This window comes from Mahella australiensis 50-1 BON, assembly GCF_000213255.1.
GTDB lineage: Bacteria > Bacillota > Clostridia > Mahellales > Mahellaceae > Mahella > Mahella australiensis.
Map to the genome: position 1 here is coordinate 1,864,271 of NC_015520.1, position 19,011 is coordinate 1,883,281.

At 43.0% G+C, this 19,011-nt stretch carries 15 protein-coding genes; all 15 read right to left on the minus strand.

Translation table 11 applies throughout. The annotated features are described in order from the left end of the window. Positions 1–28: 28 nt before the first annotated feature. The 15 genes from MAHAU_RS08790 to MAHAU_RS08860 all read right to left on the minus strand — a co-directional run bounded on the left by MAHAU_RS08790 (position 29) and on the right by MAHAU_RS08860 (position 18,916). Entirely contained in the window at positions 29–949 is a 921-nt protein-coding gene (locus MAHAU_RS08790) for an ROK family protein (protein ID WP_013781374.1), read from the minus strand. Between the two features lie 26 nt (positions 950–975). Next, the gene (rpiB, locus tag MAHAU_RS08795) at positions 976–1,419 is read right to left on the minus strand and encodes a ribose 5-phosphate isomerase B (protein ID WP_013781375.1); all 444 of its coding nucleotides are present in this window, start codon (positions 1,417–1,419) and stop codon (positions 976–978) included. A 3-nt stretch (positions 1,420–1,422) separates the two neighbouring features. Next, on the minus strand, positions 1,423–2,097 hold the full coding sequence (gene rpe / locus MAHAU_RS08800) for a ribulose-phosphate 3-epimerase (protein ID WP_013781376.1): 675 nt from the start codon (positions 2,095–2,097) through the stop codon (positions 1,423–1,425). 12 nt (positions 2,098–2,109) lie between these two features. Beyond that, the gene (locus MAHAU_RS08805; RefSeq protein ID WP_013781377.1) at positions 2,110–3,120 is read right to left on the minus strand and encodes a LacI family DNA-binding transcriptional regulator; all 1,011 of its coding nucleotides are present in this window, start codon (positions 3,118–3,120) and stop codon (positions 2,110–2,112) included. A gap of 411 nt (positions 3,121–3,531) precedes the next feature. Beyond that, complete coding sequence (locus tag MAHAU_RS08810; protein WP_013781378.1) at positions 3,532–4,026, minus strand: ureidoglycolate lyase; 495 nt, start codon at positions 4,024–4,026, stop codon at positions 3,532–3,534. A gap of 11 nt (positions 4,027–4,037) precedes the next feature. Further along, complete coding sequence (locus MAHAU_RS08815) at positions 4,038–7,346, minus strand: glycosyl hydrolase (protein ID WP_013781379.1); 3,309 nt, start codon at positions 7,344–7,346, stop codon at positions 4,038–4,040. After that, complete coding sequence (locus MAHAU_RS08820) at positions 7,333–8,502, minus strand: uroporphyrinogen decarboxylase family protein (protein WP_013781380.1); 1,170 nt, start codon at positions 8,500–8,502, stop codon at positions 7,333–7,335. The genes MAHAU_RS08815 and MAHAU_RS08820 overlap by 14 nt, the downstream gene beginning before the upstream one ends. Positions 8,503–8,521: 19 nt before the next feature. Next, the gene (locus MAHAU_RS08825; protein WP_013781381.1) at positions 8,522–10,654 is read right to left on the minus strand and encodes a type 1 glutamine amidotransferase family protein; all 2,133 of its coding nucleotides are present in this window, start codon (positions 10,652–10,654) and stop codon (positions 8,522–8,524) included. Positions 10,655–10,667: 13 nt separating this feature from the next. Next, on the minus strand, positions 10,668–11,591 hold the full coding sequence (locus MAHAU_RS08830; protein ID WP_013781382.1) for a carbohydrate ABC transporter permease: 924 nt from the start codon (positions 11,589–11,591) through the stop codon (positions 10,668–10,670). Next, the gene (locus MAHAU_RS08835; protein WP_013781383.1) at positions 11,585–12,541 is read right to left on the minus strand and encodes an ABC transporter permease; all 957 of its coding nucleotides are present in this window, start codon (positions 12,539–12,541) and stop codon (positions 11,585–11,587) included. Before MAHAU_RS08835 ends, MAHAU_RS08830 begins: the two co-directional genes overlap by 7 nt. Before the next feature lie 56 nt (positions 12,542–12,597). After that, on the minus strand, positions 12,598–14,199 hold the full coding sequence (locus MAHAU_RS08840) for an extracellular solute-binding protein (RefSeq protein WP_013781384.1): 1,602 nt from the start codon (positions 14,197–14,199) through the stop codon (positions 12,598–12,600). An 88-nt stretch (positions 14,200–14,287) separates the two neighbouring features. Beyond that, positions 14,288–16,342, minus strand: a complete 2,055-nt coding sequence (locus tag MAHAU_RS08845; RefSeq protein WP_013781385.1) for an alpha-amylase family glycosyl hydrolase — start codon at positions 16,340–16,342, stop codon at positions 14,288–14,290. Positions 16,343–16,556: 214 nt separating this feature from the next. Next, the gene (locus MAHAU_RS08850) at positions 16,557–17,717 is read right to left on the minus strand and encodes a UxaA family hydrolase (protein WP_013781386.1); all 1,161 of its coding nucleotides are present in this window, start codon (positions 17,715–17,717) and stop codon (positions 16,557–16,559) included. Beyond that, a complete protein-coding gene (locus MAHAU_RS08855; RefSeq protein ID WP_013781387.1) occupies positions 17,714–18,001 on the minus strand; it encodes a UxaA family hydrolase in 288 nt (95 codons plus the stop codon). The genes MAHAU_RS08850 and MAHAU_RS08855 overlap by 4 nt, the downstream gene beginning before the upstream one ends. A gap of 21 nt (positions 18,002–18,022) precedes the next feature. Then, the gene (locus tag MAHAU_RS08860) at positions 18,023–18,916 is read right to left on the minus strand and encodes a dihydrodipicolinate synthase family protein (protein WP_013781388.1); all 894 of its coding nucleotides are present in this window, start codon (positions 18,914–18,916) and stop codon (positions 18,023–18,025) included. Between the last annotated feature and the right edge of the window lie 95 nt (positions 18,917–19,011).

A 19,011-nucleotide genomic window follows, 5' to 3' on the forward strand; every position in this document is an offset into this window, starting at 1 on the left:
TTCCACCTCCAAATTTTATATATTTAGTTTATTGTAAATTTTCCCCATAAAGCAACGCCGCTCCTATCATAGGCGCGTCTTCACCGAGATGAGCTTTCTCTATAGCTACCCTCTGCACCGCAAGGCTGTATCCATGTTCCTTAACAAACCGAATTATGGGCTGCACGAATAATTCGTCCTCCATACTCATACCGCCGCTTATAATAATCTTCTGCGGACTTAAAAGGTTCAAAAGGCTGACTAGGCCCATACCTATATATTGCGTAGCATCTTCTATAAGTCGGATGGCATATTCATCACCTGCTTTCGCCATAGCGAATATATCTTTAGTTGTCAGTGAAACTCCTAGGTCCTCGCTGGCTATTCTGGCCATAGCCGCTCCACCGGCATAGGCCTCCAGACAGCCCCTTCTACCGCAATTACAAAGCCGACCACCTCTTTCAACAACTATATGCCCTATTTCGCCGGCAGTATTGAGCCCGCCCCTGTATATATGTCCGCCTATTATTATACCGCAGCCCACGCCTGTACCCAACGTTATACATGCCATTTCGGTGCAGCCGCGTCCCGCGCCTGATAAAAATTCACCCCAGGCTGCAGCTTGCGTATCCTGTGAGATATATACATGATAGGGAGAGCGTTTTTCAATATATTGCACAAGTGGTATATTGGCCCAGTTAAGATTGGGAGCGAAAAGCACTGTGCCTGTACTGCGATCCACGGTACCCGGCACGCCAAATCCTATAGAGGCTACATCGGTTTGCTTTAAACCGCTATTACCAAGCATATCATCCACACAATCCAGCACTTTATCTAAAATATCCTCATAGCTTAATCCTGCAGCAGTAGGAATTTTCATTTTGGTCAGTCTTTGACCCCTATCGTCCATCAAACCCATATTGATCTTCGTACCGCCTATATCTACCCCTATATGGCAATGTTCGCTCATATGGCTTAACCTCCGTAATTTTACCGTTAATCTTGATATTTCTCAATTTCGGCGATCATATCCAGTCTTCTTGCATGCCTGCCGCCATCAAATGGCGTGTCCAGCCATATGTCAATGATCATCTTGGCCAGTTCCGGCCCTACAACCCTTGAACCCAGCGTCAATACATTGGTATCATTATGCTGACGTGAAAGCTTGGCAGAATAAGGCTCGCTGCATACAACGGCGCGTATGCCATTTACCTTGTTTGCGCTTATGCACATGCCTACACCGGTACCGCAAAACAGCAAGCCCTTCTCACATTGGCCGGATGCAACAGCCTTGGCCACTACCTCCGCAATAGCCGGATAATCCACCCTTTCTTTTGAGAAACAGCCGAAGTCATTATATTTTATACCCTTCTCATCGAGATAACCTTTTATTTCCTCTTTGAAATCAAATGCTGCGTGATCTGATCCTATAGCTAACATTGTTTAACCTTCCTTCACTGATAAGATTTGTTTTAGTTTATAAGCAGCCTCCAGCTTGTCCATATCGGCATTGAATATACTCGATGTACCAGCGACAAATATATCGGCCCCGGCTGCTAACATCTTAAACGCATTTTCAAACGACACATTGCCATCCACCTCTATTTCGGCTGATGCACAGGATTCTTGTATCATCTCTTTTACTTCTCTTATCTTGCTTAAAGTAGACGGTACAAGCTTCTGCCCTGCGAAGCCTGGATTCACCGTCATCACGAGTACAACATCCGCTTCGTCTATAACCGGCTTTATCATTATAGCGGGCGTTGCCGGGTTAACAGCAACACCAGTTTTGGCCCCTGCTGCCTTTATAATCTGCAGTGTGCGTTCCAGGTGTACTGTAGCCTCCTGATGTACGCTTACGATGTCCCCCAGTCTAGGTTCAAAAAGGTCTATATAATTCTCAGGCCTTTCCACCATCAGGTGTATATCAAGTGGTATATCGGTCAATCGGCGTATAGACCTAGTGAGATCCGGCCCGATAGCAAAATTAGGGACAAAGTGGCCGTCCATTACATCGATGTGTAAATAGTCCACTCCAGCTTTTTCAAGAATTCTTATTTCATCTTCCAGACGACCGAAATCGGCGCACATCATCGAAGGGGATATTTTAGCTTTCATAAACATGCTCCTTTACGCAATCATTAATTGACGAACAGACTGCCTTTCCACTAATTCGGGAATAAAATAATGTATCTTTTCGTTTATTTGTTCGCCGTTTATAAGCCTTATTATAACATCCACCGCATGATCGCCCATATCGTATATGGGTTGTTTTATAGTAGTCAAAGGCGGATCCATCAATGTCGATAAATAAATATTATCATAGCCTATTATCGAAATATCATCGGGTATACGTAAATCATGTTCTTTTATAGCCCTCGCAACGCCCAAAGCTATAAGGTCATTGCCGCATACTACAGCGGTAAATTGACAGCCGCTGTCCAGCAATGCGCAAGCATCGTTATATCCGCTTTCCACATGGTATGTACCGATGCGTACTAATTTCTCGTCCCTCTCCATACCATAATCGCCCAGCGCTTTATAATATCCTTCCAATCGCTGATTCGGTATTTTAAGCATAACATCTCCGCCTATATAGGCTATACGCTTATGCCCCTTCTTTATAATATATTCGGTAGCTATATATGAGCCTTTGAAATTATCCAGAAATACGCTATAAGTATCGTCATCTATATATCTATCTATAGCTACAAACGGTGTATTACTGTCACGCAACTTCAATATGTGTTGGTTATCCGAAATCGCACTCGACGTTATAATCACTCCATCAACATTGTATTGCAGCAACACGTTTATATAAGCAGCTTCTCTGTCCATATCATCATCAGTATTGCACAGTATTACGTTATATCCGCACTTAGCGGCCTTATCCTCCACGCCCTTGGCCATTTCTGCAAAAAACGGATTCGTAATATCCGATACTATGAGGCCTAATATATGCGTATGATTGCTTACCAAACCCCTGGCCAACCGGTTAGGCACATAATTCATCTCGCGCGCTATTTTCAATATTTTTTCTTTTGTGGCCTCGCTAACGCGGCTGTAATCGCCGTTTAAGACCTTTGACACCGTCGCTATAGAAACATTGGCTTTTTTGCTTATATCCTTTATTGTAACCATCAATATTTTAAAACCCTCTTTAACATGAAATTCGCATAGCCGATTTAATACATATAATCTTAGCAGGCTCTGTTAATTTTATCAACTATATAAATCCATAACTGTGATTCGTAATATGTAACTGAAACGGGTGGCATAAAGCGATGCAAACGATATAAAGCCGGAGAACGCCTTGAAATATTGCGTAGGCGTACTCAATGAGTGCAGCGTAGAGCAAGCGTAGGTCGGGCATGGACGCCCGACCAGCCGGCACTGAGCATGGACGCGAATTGCCGGCGTTAGCTTGCTCAAGCGAAACGAGTTGTAAGTACGCCAGCAATATTTCATGAGCGGATGTAGGCTTTATATCATTGCATCGCTGAATTTGCCATATTACGAATCGAAGATCCATAAGTCACCTTAATATATATTTCATAATATCACCCTAAAGTTTACGTCATCTAATTCTATAATCTCAGTATCGCTTGTCGAAGTAGATTCTTTAAACAATACTAGCACATCGGCACTATCAGCCAATGTCATGGGTGCCCTGTGCAGTACGCCTGCATCAAATGCCACTATCGTATGCCTCGGCACCCAGAATGCCGCAAAGTTATCCGGCCTGCACACTCCGTCGTTTAATGCGTCTGCATCACCTACTACCACGATAATATCATTATTCAATGGCACTAATGCCTCAATGCTCTGCTTATGCCGCTCAAAAATATTCTGGCAAAAATCGCCTGTGTATTTTGCCCTAACCATACCCAGCGATGCTTTACCGCCAAAATCCAGCAATGAGAATTCATTCCACCAGTCGAATGAATTCTCGGAATGGGCCGGCGTGCCCACCGGCCCATCCAGATATATACCATATGGTGAGAAAGCATCTTTGTTTATTTTCTGTAATTTCAAATCGTAATTCATATCAAATTCCCTCACAGTGTAACCTCGTAGCTGTTATATGGTACGATGCGAGCATCGAATATGCCCGATGGCTTTTTAACCCCTTCCAATACGTTGATCAATGTATTGGTCACCTTTAGTGAGATTTTATTCCACCCGGCTTGCACATAAGGCGTGATATCAAATTCATAGGGGTGCCATGGACGCAAGCCAACCCTCTTATCGTTTACATAAAGCTCTGCCAAATCGGTGCCGCAGTCGATCTCCAATTTGAGCACATTGCCTATATAGCTTTCATCTATAAATATATTCTGTGCATATTGGCCGGTGCCTGAGAAATACGGATACCCCTGCTCCGCCCAATCGCCGGTACTAATACTGGATACTGTCTGCCCTATGGCATAACCGCCTTCAATAGACTTGAGAGTAAAATCCCCGGTTATTTTCAATAAATCCAAAATACCATCGGTTTTACCTGAAACCAGAAGTCTTACAGCTATAGTATTTTTGCCTTCTTTAAGATAATCTTTTATATCGATCTCGCCTATCTCGGCATCCAGCCAACTTCTAACAGGTTTGCCGTCGACCCGTCGGCCGTTTATGAATATATCATACGTTTCACCCTTAAATCCATCTATAAGAAGGTTTATATTTTCAGGCACTTGTTCTACATCAAAATATGTTCTATACCACAGATTTACCGGATAATTTTTGGAATCCCATTCAACCGGCAATTGCATCTCCCATGCACCCATCTTAAAATCCATCCAGTTGTTGTCATCAAAAGTGCCTTTGCCATATCCTTTATTAAAGCCGTCATTGTCTTTATCCACAGCGACCTTCCATTGATCTATCAACAAAGCGTTATAACCGTCAGCAGCAAATTCCCATGTGCGGCCAAATTCTATAGGATTTAGAGGATCGGATGCCGGCACGGTGATGCTCTTTTTTTGCCCGTCTTTGACCATCACTAGGTGCGCATCATTTTTAATCCTGCCGTAACCTTGCACTTTATTTTCATCTATACTGGTGATAACCAAATCGCTATGCTCCGCATGTACCTCTCCTTTATACGGGGCTAATGATACGAGTGCCGAACCGTATGGTTGCATATATAGCTTAAATTGGATGCTATCCCCTTCTATTTTATAGCAATTCATTGCTGAAACATCGCCGGTTTCCATATCCCAGATCTCTGGTATACCTTTAGCATGAATAGTTATGGACACATCGCTGCCCTGTTCCACAGGATTCACGATGAAATAAAAATCTTTATCATCTTTCACACGATGCAAATAGAATATCTCAGGATCATCTATTTCTATATCTGGCTGTATGCATTGGCGTATGGCCTGATCCAACAATTCCATAGGCTTATTCGCATTCAGGCCCGGCCCTTCTATGAACAGCGCTTTACCGTTTCTATCATTGGCATTAGCTTTAATTGTATATTTATCTTGTAGCCGTTCTACAAACCTTTGCTGCTCTAAAACGGGATCAACGCCAAACAAGGCCTTTATCCGATCTGTAAAGCCGTTGGCTTCGCCTTCCACGCACCCGTGCGGCAAAAGTGCGTCGGCCAATATACAACCGCCGTCGGCATAGAGCTTTTCCATAATATCTAAGGTGCTCTCTTTTATGTGGGTCACAGGCGGCAATATGAGCAGCGAATAGCTCTCATCGCATATGGATATGTTGCCATCCTTTACTTGGGCATCTTTGAGCACATCCTCATCTATATAGTCGAAGTCCATATGAAGCCTCAACAAAGTATCGGTAAGATAATTGAAGTCCGCTTCTATAGTATCTCCTATAAGTGTATGCGATTGAGGCATATAGTTCGTCCATATGCTGTTTATTGGATAAAGCACGGCTATCTTGGCTACATGACGCCCACCGCTCAACATATAGCTCAAGCGTTTTATATAATCATTGAATACTCCGTAGTGCCGCCACCAAGTATGATGATAAAATTGAGACGGCGGCCAATCGCGTTTACGTTCCCCTTCTATGGAATAATGAAATCCATGGGGATTAAATAGATTGACGCCCAGCACATACTCCCAATCGGCGATCCATTTCATCCGTTCCATGGTAACGTCCCAATACGACCCGCCCAGAGACTCGCACAAAAGCCTCGTGCTGCCGAACTGATGAGCCGCCGAACTGGCCACTTTAAGGGCTACATGCTCATCGGGCATTTCACGCGTTCCTATGCGCGGATAAAGATGATCCACTCCGGTAACATCCAGATGCTTCAGATAATTAAATAAATTGCCGCTGGCACGTGCATGCTTTCTCAGCCATTCTTCAAATAAAAGGTGGCCGGTAAATATCACGCCGTTTTCATGACACCAGTTCTTTATTTGCTCGAAATATGCCTTTTCATACTGTCTGGTCAATGTGCTCCAGAAATCGTAGCGTACCTGTGCTGTATCCCCGCCCAAATCATAATACAATTTTGGCAGATGCGGTTTCAGATCATAGCCGTGATCCTTCTTAAACAACTCAAATATTTTCTTTGACCACGGTATAACGTAATTATCCTTGCCCACCTCGAAATAGTGCATAGCTGGCTCATCGGTATAGAAGCCCTTTATATTGCCGGTAAAGTCATTGTCCATGGCTTTTTTATAACGTTCATGAGTAAGTTCCAAGAATTTCTTAGTCGAATCCTCATTCAAGGTATCTATATACCATGAGGCTTTGCGCTCTATAAAATAGAACAATTTCCACGGGCCTTTAGGGGCCTCCCAGGCGATAACCTTATCAAAGCATAGATTGGGCATAAGGTCTATGAATTTCGGCACACCGTTTTTTAAGTCTTCTTCCAGTATTGCACAGGCATAAACCGGTTCGGACTGCTCCATATCGACATACCGTGAGTCGGTACCCTCTAAAAAGGTAAAAAATTGCCCTGGAATATCCATTTCAACCAGTTCAAGGTATCGTTCGGTGAGCTCCGGATCGACTGCCATAACCTGCTGCCCTGCCGTACCGCTGGGCCAGTTATATTCATCATACACCCATACCTGCAGCCCTATCTCTTTGGCTTTTTTTACCGTAAATTTAACCCTGTCAAACCATTCATCGGAAAGATAAGGCATATAATTTTTTATGCCGAACCTCGCATGTATAAATATGCCAGGAATACCTTTATCGTAATATTCCTTAAGTTGATATTCCATCTCTTTATAATCCATCTGGCCGTTCCAGAACCAGAATGGCATTATACCAAATTCTCGTGAAGTATTTTTAAACTTTTCTACTGAAAGGCTTTCACCGCTTATAATTTTATTTTCTTCCATCTCTCCGCCTCCGCTGTTTTCAATAACGTCCATATGTTCTGGCCACCTCTATCATCTTGAATATATTCTCCTCCGGGGTATCCCGACCGCATTGATCGCCGGTGGAGAGTATAAATCCGCCGCCCTCTGCCGCATCGTCTATAGCCTGTTTGGCTGCCCTTTCCACATCTTCCACCGTACCCATGAGCATAACCTCCGTGGTATGAAGGTTGCCCATAAGCGCTATCTTATTGCCAAATTGCGCTTTGATATCCCTCAAGATACAGTCACCCATCGGCGGTTTCTCCAAGGGGTTTATACAATTAAGATCCGTCTCATCAGCTAACATTTCCACGAGTTTGCGCGCCTTGCCGCAGCTATGGAGCATAGTCGGAACGCCAGCCTCTTTGGCCATACGCGTTACCTTTTTTATGGTGGGCAGGCCCAATCGTCTGAAAATATCCGGCGATTGCAGCGTTATGGTCCCAGACCCTCCCAAGAACAATACGTCCGGCTTTGCATCGAGTATCATCTCGGTTTGTCTGCATATAAACCTATCCTGTACATATCTCCATTCATCCATTATATCCTGATGATCATAATAGGCATATGTCATAGCCTCTAGGTTGCCGTTAAAAATGAATATCCAATCCTGAAAGCCCGGATATCCTATCATATAACAGAATATACCTTTGTCTCCCAGCTCCTCGCGTATGGGTTGATCGAAAGAATCGTCATATCCAAGTATATCGGGATAGAAATACTTTACCTTTTCAAAATCTTTTTCTATATCCTTGACTACCTTCTCGGTCCTTGTAGGGGAATTATCTCTATAGAATACGTCTTGCTGTGTCAGTTCACCTTTAGGCGTAATGTATACCGTACGCATTATTATCCTGTCGTCGGTTTTCGATATTATCTCCATATGACTGCTGACCTGAGAGTTGGTCTTTAAATGCAATCCGCCATACATATACCAGCCGTCGAACTTAAAATGATCCAACGCTTTAAGATAAGCCCTTCCCAATGCCGGATTGGTAAATTCACTGGTGGGATTGGGATTCTCGTATAAGTGTATATCCCAAAACGGCTTACCCGTAAGCTTGCACGGAATCATGCTGGATATATCCGGTGTCACCGGTACCATGTCCGGCTGTCCGAGGCATATGGCCGTCAACAATCTTTCTTTTGATGTCATCTGTTCTTTCATAAATAAGACTCCCTATGCATTACTGCGATATTTCAACTATGGTATATAATGGTACATTATATAGTTCGATGTCCATGCCAATGTCCGTATTATCAACATTATACTCAATCGGACGGCCGCCGAGGACATGTACCGTTACGTTTTTGCCGATAATGTTCCGTACGGTTAATTTAAGCCGTTCTATATCGGCAACCCTGTCATTCTCTTTGGAATAGTTATAATTTATAATGTGGACCGCTGTGCCGCTATCCGTTCTATGCATTTGTATGCCTACATTTGGATCATCCGCTTTGATGCGCCATACGCCGTCATATATGGGCTTAAATGTTTCGTAGAACTTGGCAACCGCAACTGCCTTACTTTGGTCATCCGGGCAGTATATCGCCGCATCTATATCCTTTGGCGCTCTACCAAAAATCAGCAGTTTACCATTTTCTTTAACATAGCGTTCAAGCACATCCATCTGATTCTGCGTCAATGCGTAACAATCAGGCAGCACGATGATATCATAGCCGATCAGATCGTTTAAAGCAAAATCATCGATGCGCAACTTGCCGTCTGCCATGAATTTGACGTCATATTGTACCTGGTGATCGGACAATGATTTTATAATCTCCCAAAAAGGCAGCCTGGGCCCATTCGGGTCATCTATATCAGCCACGCTGTACGATAATATGCCTTCCTTGTTGTCCAATATGCTGTCGGAATATCCGGCCACAGCTTCGCGCCAGTAATAGCTCGGGAAACTGTATAGGACCAAGACGTTAGCACCGGAGCGCTTAGAGTATAATCTATCGTTATCCGCCAAGAAACTTTGCACCTCTTCGGTAACATTGCGCGGAGGCCAGAAAGCATCCTTTATGGTATTTCCCATCCACGCGCCGTATGGTACGGCCATATTGCAGCCGTATGCCGCCGCCTCGATCAGGAATATCCTGTATAAGTCATATGCTTTGCCATCATTGAGCATTTCCACCAGCTCAGGTACTATACCGCCATAAGGGTTTTCAGCCACCACTATGGGTTTTTCTCCTGCAAATCCTGCCGCATACCGATACCAATATGGCTGTTTGAAAAGCGTCTGCTTCATCTCGGTTATGATGACATCCACGTCCGGTTCCATGGGATAGTACTGTGGCATCAAATTGAAGAAATTACCCGATACCTGAATATCTCTGCCTTTACTGCGACCATATGCTTTGGCATGTTCCACAAGCTCATGAAAGTATTTCTTTATGGCGTGCATCTGGAATTCCCAATACTCCTTGAACAGCGGTACGCCGTTCAAGTCATGTGGATAGGAAACATTGCGTTCCTTCAGATATTGCCCGTAATTAAATTCATCCAGATTTACACCTGATAATTCGGGTGGCAACTGTCCTTGAACTTTCAGTTGCTTTAAGTATTCATTGAATTGCTTCATGCAATCCTTGCAAAAGCAGCCACCATAACGTATGGACGTCATAGGTAGTTCACATTCGTCAAGCTGTATGCCGGCCACGCCCGCATCTATCTGTATCTCCATTATCTTTTTGAGATATTGCCGCCATACGGGATTGTTGCGGCACATCTGATATGCTATGTGCTCGTGTCCTTTTACTTCTACCCACGCCGAATGGCACGGCACGCCGTTATAGTCCCTTGCGCAGCATTCTTCCCATATATCGGTTACTTCCTGACCGTCGCTGTTATATAGGCCTTCGGGGAAGTAATCATGCAATTTTTTGCCAAAAATCTGGTAGTATTTATCCTGCGTAAACTCTCTTAATCCGTACCAATCATGTTCTCCTGCTTGGCGCAATACGTTAAGTCCCAGAAAAGCCCTGCCGTCGTCACTTATCAACGTTGGAAATTCCCAGCCCTGGACCTCGAACACTATACCGAATACCTTTATACCGCGCTTATTGCACTCAGCTATAAACTCCGAGTCATTCATATAACCGTAAAAACGCAGCCTCGGATCGACATCTCCGTAAGCCTCATGCTCCAGATACGGCAATGAAATAGACCCTCCGCCAAGCGCCGACCAAACCAGTATATCGGCCTTATAGCGCTCCAAATCTTCTATCATCTGCATGCTGCGCATGGGCAGGCTGGGATGATAACAGTGATTGTTTTTGTACCAGCCGTCGAAATATATTCCTCTTTTCATTTTAACCCCCTGTTTATCCTTTAACAGAGCCTATTATCAGGCCCTTGACGAAATAGCGCTGCAAAAACGGATATATTACAAGTATCGGCACAGTAGATACCATGACCGCAGCCATCTTTAAGCTTTCAGATGGTGTCAATCCAGCTGATGTCGTAACCTGCTTCCTGCCGCCGCGAGCTGTGACCGCCAAAGTCGTAGTGGACAATATCTGCCTTAAAAGAAGCTGCAGCGTATATAAGCTTCTATCGGTTATAAATATGAGGGCTGAATACCATTCGTTCCAATAACCTACAGCTATATATATGATCATAGTCGCCAATATCGGCAAAGACAGCGGCAATATGATGCGAAAATAAACCTGAAAGTCATTGGCGCCGTCTAGTTTCGCCGATTCCTCCAAGCTGTCCGGTAAACCCATGAAGAAGTTTCGTATTATCAACATATTCCATGCGTTGATGGTAGCGGGAACAAATAATGCAAAGAACGTATTGACCATGCCCAATGATTTAACTACCAAATACCATGGTATCAATCCGCCGTTAAACAGCATAGTTATAAAGACAAACATAGTCAAGCCATTCCTATATGGCAAATACCTTCTGGACAATACATAAGCGCCCATAGATGTCCAAAACAATGTATTCGCCGTACCTACCAGCGTCAACAAACTGGTAACCTTAAAAGCATCTATAAATTGGTCACTCGATGTAAAGAGATATTCATAGGCCGAAGTCGTAAATCTCGAGGGCCATAAGGTAAACCCTTTAGCTATTATATCTTCCTCAGGCATAAGAGACGCTGTAGCCACCAGCCAAAACGGTATAAGAAATACCAAAGCAAGCAATATAAGAAATATAGCGTTCAATATTCTAAACCAGAGTGGCGCCGCTGTAGCATCGTAATTCTTTATTCGCCTGCGCGAAACCGTTCTTACCATATCCCTTCACCACCCATCTTTTTAGCCAGATAGTTCGTAGTTACCACCATGATGAACCCCACTATCGATTGGAATAACCCCAATGCCGTACCTATGCTGAACCTTCCACCTTGCATACCCACGCGGTATATATAGAAATCCAGCACATCAGTGGTTTCATACAACGCTGAATTGTAGCCAACCAAAGCATATATCTGGCCGAAATCGCCATACATAAGCCCACCTATACCTAATATGAACAAAATAGAAACCGTGGGCATGATACCCGGTATAGTTACATGCCATGTCTGTTGCCAACGGGTAGCACCATCAACAATTGCAGCTTCATAAAGCGTAGGGTCTATACCCGATATGGCAGCCAAATATATAATAGAACTATAGCCGATTGATTTCCATATATTAGTTATAACCAATATGCTGCGCCACAGATCAGCTCTCCCATACCATTGTACAGGCTCCATACCCATAGATTGAAGCATATTGTTTATTACCCCAAAATTGGTATTTAACAGATTATACATTATACCGCTGACCACTATCCATGATATAAAGTACGGAAGATACGATATGGTCTGTATGGTATTTTTAAAATACTTATTTTTCACTTCATTAAGCAATAATGCTAAGATAATGGGAGCAGGAAATCCCCATATAATCTTATATATATTTATCAGCAGTGTGTTTCTGATCAAACGCGGAAAGTCAGGGCTGGCTAAAATAAACTTAAAGTTATTCCATCCCACCCATTTGCTTCCCCAAAAGCCTTGCCACGGCACATAATCCTTAAAGGCCAGTATAACGCCCCACATGGGCAGATAATTGAATAAAATCAGACATATTATTACAGGTAAAAACATTATATATAGATTGCGATAACGTTTTATATTATATATAAATCCCTTTTGAGATGAATTGTTTTTACCAAGATCGATTTTATTGAGGTCTACCACTTGTTTTCCTCCTCTTTTTTATGTGGGGCTCTATGATCATAGGGCCCCATCACCTTTTATTTACCTTGTTTAGCCTTCCATTCCTGGTATTGTTTTGTCAATTCGTCATACATTATCTTAGCACCACGGCTGTTATAAAAATCGTCGCAGATCTTTTGCCAATCGGATAGCGGACGCGCTTTAGCAGCTATATTATACATGTCAGCCCATATATCCGGCGCCGGATCGGTAGCCGTCATCTCCATCACTTTGGATAAATCTGGATGGAAACCGTATAGCTTCGGTGTTATAACCGACAAGCTCTTGTAATAATCGTCTATCTCCTTATTTATAGGAGGCTCATCCGAACGCAGAGGTATCAGCGCCTCATAGTCGAGCGGCGCAAATACATCGAAATAACCGCGCTTGGTCGGATCCCCGCCTGCTGCTTCAGGCAACTTCCACATCTCTCCGTCTTTAACCCAGTTCTCGCCTTCTATACCTAGTTTGGCCAATGTATAATGCTCTTTGTCTCCCACCAGCCAATCGAAATACTGTACCACTCTCTCAGGATGTTTTGTGTTCTGATTGATCCATACTATCCTACCCACGCCGTTATTCATAGGGAAAGCCGGTCCCCCCGCAGGTCCGCTGGGTACGTGTAGGAAGTTCACCTTTGCGTTTGGATCGGTCTGTTTCAATACACGTTCATAACGATCGGCGTTATGAGGGTCAGTAAACAGGATACCTATCTTGCCGGAACAGAAAAGCTGGTCGTTTTGGGTATCATCTGTAACAAGAAAATCCTTATTCCACCAACCCTTGTCTATCCACTTGTTATATAGCTTCAAAAATTCTTGATACTTGGGATGCGTGAAGGAATTGATCACCCTTTCTCCGCTTTCATCCAATGTATCCCATTCAAAGTTTGGGCTAACATCACCAGTTAAAGCTGACATAAGGACCGGCTCCATATACCATGACTGACCACCGGCTGGAACTATTTTGGAATCCATCTTTTTGAAAGCCTCCATTATGGCCTCAAGCTCATCTAATGTTTCAGGCATTTTTAACCCTAATTTATCTAGCCAGTCCTGCCTTATCACCGCTCCTTGCCAATAATAACGCGCATATGCCGGTATACCCATAATTTCGCCTTTGCTGTTGGTCACGGCGTCCCACGCCTCTTTTGGTATGAGCTCCTTTAAGTGTTTACCGTATTGATCCAAAAGATCATTCAATGGCATGACCAATCCGGGTTTCATGCTCATCGACGACAAATCATCCAGATCTCCTACTCCGGCATCTAGCTGTTCGCCGCCTACCAACAATGTATTGAGCTTTTCTTCAAAATTTTCTCTCGGTATTATAACCCAGTCCAGCGTAACGTTCACGGTATCTTTCATAGCATCTTCCAGGGCTTTTTTGACCTTTTCTATGCCTTCTGGAGTGGATTCATTGGCAAACGGCATGAATATTACCGTTTTTTCGGTAGTGTCATTTTTGACATATTCCCCTTGCTGCTCCTCAGACGTTTGCTCACCTTGCTCCTGTTGTCCTTGCCCAGATTGCTGACCATCGGTAGTATCTTCCTTCGTACCACCGCACGCCGCCAGTAAAACCATTATCATTAAAATAGCCAATGCCAAAGACAAAATCGATTTCCATTTCCTATACATTTAAACACCCTCCTATTTTTTAATCCACATGTAATACGAAATACAAAATTCTTTCAACGTCATATGCCATTCATGTTAATCCCCCTCTCTAACCTTTTATATTAATTATGGCATAACCATAACCTTCCATAGTTATTTTTGAGCCATTTATCTCGCAAGAACCATAAACAAGGCTATTATCTTTTACAAGATCCAATTCGCAGCTTTGAATATCAGGTGAAAGGTTTATTAAAATCAATCTGCTCTTATCCTCGGCGCTCCTCTTAAATGCCATGATAGATGTATTTGTGTATATATACGCAACGTCATACTGATTACCCAACCATTGCTTTCTCGCCCTAAATAAATCTTTAAAAAATCCCCTTAGCTCTGGGCTATGCCCGCCATATATGGTTGGGTCTTCATCGCCTTGGTATATCATAGGCATACCATCTATAAAGCTTATAAGCGCCCATAAAGCTTTAGCCTTATCCACACCATATACATCCACCGCTCGGCTTGCCTGCCATGTCCAGGATACGGTGTCGTGATTGCCCAGAAAGCGTAATTTAACTAATCTTTCAGGTGTGCTAAGCATTTCGGCCTCCAACCAATGTGTCAGACGGCGTACATATTCTTCATCTGTAATATTTGCTTCATCCAATTCCATAAGTACTCTATAGAACGGCATATCGTAAAAAACATCGGTATAAGTATAATAAAATGGAAGCGGATTAAAGTTTTCCGGTAGAATTAAAGGTTTCTTGTCCTTTTGTATAAAAGCATCCCGTATAGCCCTCGTTATAGATACCCCGCCTTTCAAATTCGAACAACTGGGTCGGTTCCCGGGATAAGGATTCCAGTTGGATAAGCCCCCCATAGCGCAATCTATACGGCTTCCGTCTATATTGAATCTATCTATGTGTGTCTTGACCATTTCGGCTATATAACGCTGGTATTCAGGATTAGCCATATCGAAAGACAAACAATCCCATTCCGTCTTATAACGTCCTTCTCTATCCACTGCTGCCCATTGCATGTGTTGTTTTGCAAATTCATCATCCATGCTCGGTCCATGGGGAACAAAATCGAACAACAATGTCATACCCAGGTCATGAAGTTTCTTGCTGAAATATTTCACCCCATCATCTCCGCCATAGCGCTCGTCTATAATTGACATATCGCCAGGATGATATACTCCCCTATCATCATGTTCGAATATCGGAAGAAGCCATATATGATCTATTCCCAAATCTTTTAACGCTTCCAATTCTTCTGCATATTCGAACAAATCGCGTTTAAGAGGAAAGCCCGAGTCCATCGTGCCGGAAGGGTGACAGGAATACATCACACCATCAGTTATGCCTTCAGACGGCGGTACCCAGTTATTTTTAGTATACAATTCCCTTACAGCCAAATACGGATTGCTTTTACCTATCAATTGGACGAACATATCACCGCAATATAACGTCTGACCTGGAGCCAGATAGCTCTCTACCGCCGCCAGATTTATATATTTAATTTTATTATAATCCGTTCTAAATACACCTGTAGACCATTTCTCCTCAGGGTCTAAAAATATTACGTTATAATGGCCACCTTCAGAATATGTATGAACAAATGCAGCTATCTGGCCACTTTGTATAACCTTATTTGTTTGCAAGTCACTTACTTTGAAAATATTATGCGGTACATTGCCGGGGAATTCAAACTCAGCATCATCATCCACCTTAGAGCTCATTTCAAACGCTATACCGTTTATTATGCGCTTATGATCTCCCTTGTTGGAAACTTCGACACCTATTCTTACTACACCGTTTCCCAAACTGTACAGTATAGAAATGTGCAAACCATCAACCTGATAATTAGCTACTAAAGTACCTTCTCTCTTATCAAAGCCCATAAAATTTTTGCTGCTGTCAGAACCTACTTTAGGTACGATAGCAGGTACTTCCCATGTATGCAAATTATCCAACTCCTGAAATGCCAATGTATTCCACTTAAATTCGCCATCGCAGCCTACATCTATGTCAAACGTACAATTATCTAATTTCATCTCTGCACCCGACATAGATATTAAACGACCCGAAGCCTTATCAAAATTGCAATTTATATTGTTATCAAATAGCACGATGACCTTTCCGTCATCTTTTACCTCAGCCATATATCTTCCTCCACATCTTTTGCTCAGAGCCACTCATTGATTAAACGTTTAACCATCAGGGCCTTTTTAACCCTTTACGATAACATCGTTATTTAAGTTCGTAATATTTCACAGAAAAAATGCCTACAATCCTATTTTGCCGTCGCTTATGGTTAAACGTTTTACTATATACATAGTACTCTTTAAACTTGAGGCTGTCAACTACTTTTTTTATTCACACAGAGCAAGCTATTTGATATATACCAGCCTCGCAAAAGCCGAGCATTTCGGCCTTTGTGAGTTTACCGCCGGCTACCTTAAGTATTTCGTCGTATATTTTCAAGCCCATGCTTTCTATAGTATCTTGCCCTGTTAATATAGTACCTGCATTTATATCTATATTATCGAGCATTTTTGAATAGATATCCGGGTTACCGGTTATCTTTATGACAGGTGCTACGGGATTACCTAAAGGCGTGCCTAATCCAGTCGTAAAAGCAATTATCTGGCACCCTCCGGCCACCATACCTGTGACCGCTTCTACATCATAGCCCGGTGTATCCATTATATTCAAACCTCTTGCAAAAGGCGCATCAGCATACCCTATAACATCTACTATAGGCGATAAGCCGCCTTTATGTATGCATCCCAACGACTTCTCTTCTATGGTGGTTAAACCTCCTTCCATATTGCCTGGAGAAGGATTACCGCCACGCAAATCAACACCCAATCGCTTTACCTCTTGCTCAACATTAGAAACTATTTCAAGTATTTTAGCTGCTACCCTTTTATTTATCGCCCTTTTGGCCAATAAATGCTCGGCACCTATAAATTCCGTCGTTTCTGAAAGAATTGATGTGCCTCCGTCGTTAACTATCATATCGCTGGCATAGCCTAGTGCTGGATTAGCAGCAATACCCGATGTGGGATCGGAACCGCCGCATTTAGGCCCGAGAATCAATTGCGAGCTGTCGCATTGAGTCCTCTGCTCCAGCGAGGCCTGCTCCACCATTTGGTATGCATATTCCACGCCTTTAGCTATCGCCCTTACAGTGCCACCCTCCTTCTGTATAATCACCGTTTTTACAGGCTTATGTCCCCTATCTTCTATTTCCTGGGCTAATATATATGGTTGAGCTGTCTCGCAGCCAAGGCCTATCAATACGACCCCGTACACATTCGGGTTTATACCCAAGCCCACCAGCGTCTTTATGGTTTGTTCGGCATCATTTCCGATCTGCCCGCATCCGCGAACGTTGGTAAATGTTGTTGTGCCTTTGACTTGATAGGAGATCATTCGAGCTGTTTCCGAAGAGCATGAAACGGCAGGCAGTATTAGCACATGATTTCGCACCCCTACCCTGCCGTCACTCCTTTTATAGCCCATAAACATCATGATTCAGTGTACCCCCTTAAACTTCTGACATTATGAACATGCACATGCGCTCCAATCGGAATGTTTTGCGTAGCCTCGCCTATAGTTTCTCCGTATTTGATTACCTTCTGTCTTGCCGGTATACTCATTATGGCAAATTTATGATATTTGGGTATGGCTTCTATAACTTTATAATACAATACGTCTTCTCCACATCTTATATCCACAAGATCATCAGCACTTAAGTTATCCAATGCAACAGCCACATTATCGTCTTTGTTTATAATCAACGCCTTATAGTTCATATATATTCCTCCACCCACCTTTTACAAGTATGTACGCAAGATCGTTTTAAGTTCATACAATTTATCGTACGGCATCCTGCCTGCTGGTATGCGGTCAGCCATATTATCCTCACTTATTATGTTGGCAGCTAATAATGCCTCCTTTATGACGGTAGAACCCGGTCTCCACAATCCGTATAGCTTCATCAGATGTGAAAGCGTTCTGTTTTGGCGCTCTATCCCAGTTATATTGCCGTTTCTATACTCTTTGTACAATCCGACCAATACATCGGGCGCAAAGTTCGATATGCCACCGATAACCCCACTCCCTCCCAGGCTTAATGTGGGTAAGAGATAATCGTCAAAGCCGCAAAATACATGCACCCCCCGTTGCACACTTTGAGCCACATCTATAATAGCCCTTATATGGCTTAAGCTATCTATAGTATCCTTTATGCCAACCACCGCCGGTATGTGTTCTATGATATTTTTGAAAATGCCTGGGGTAATACAATAACCTGTAAGGGCTGGATAATTATAAATCATTATGGGGATATCCGAATTATTGGCTAAGAACTCATAGTATCGGTAATATGTGTCATCTTCATAATTAAAATAGTAAGGAGTTATGACCATAGCATAATCGGCCCCTGTTTTGGAGGCATATTGGGTTAACTCAAGCGATTCTCGGCCATATGTGGAGCCTGTTCCCACCAGCACCTTTACGCGATGATTGACCTGTTTAACAGCAAAATCAATGAATTCTTTGCGTTCATCCATTGAAAGATATGGAAACTCGCCAGTGCTACCCATAAACAATATTCCGTTTATGCCCTTGCTTAACAAATATTCTACGAGATGCGATTCTGCATCATAATCAACGTATCCCTGTTTATCAAATAGGGTTACTATCGGTGTTATGACCCCTTCGAGCACGTCTTTATCCTCCTTTTTATCCTCTGATTATCTGTACTTTATTACTTTACAGTAATATTGTCAAGAGCCAACAAAAATTGCTTCGCAATCACCTT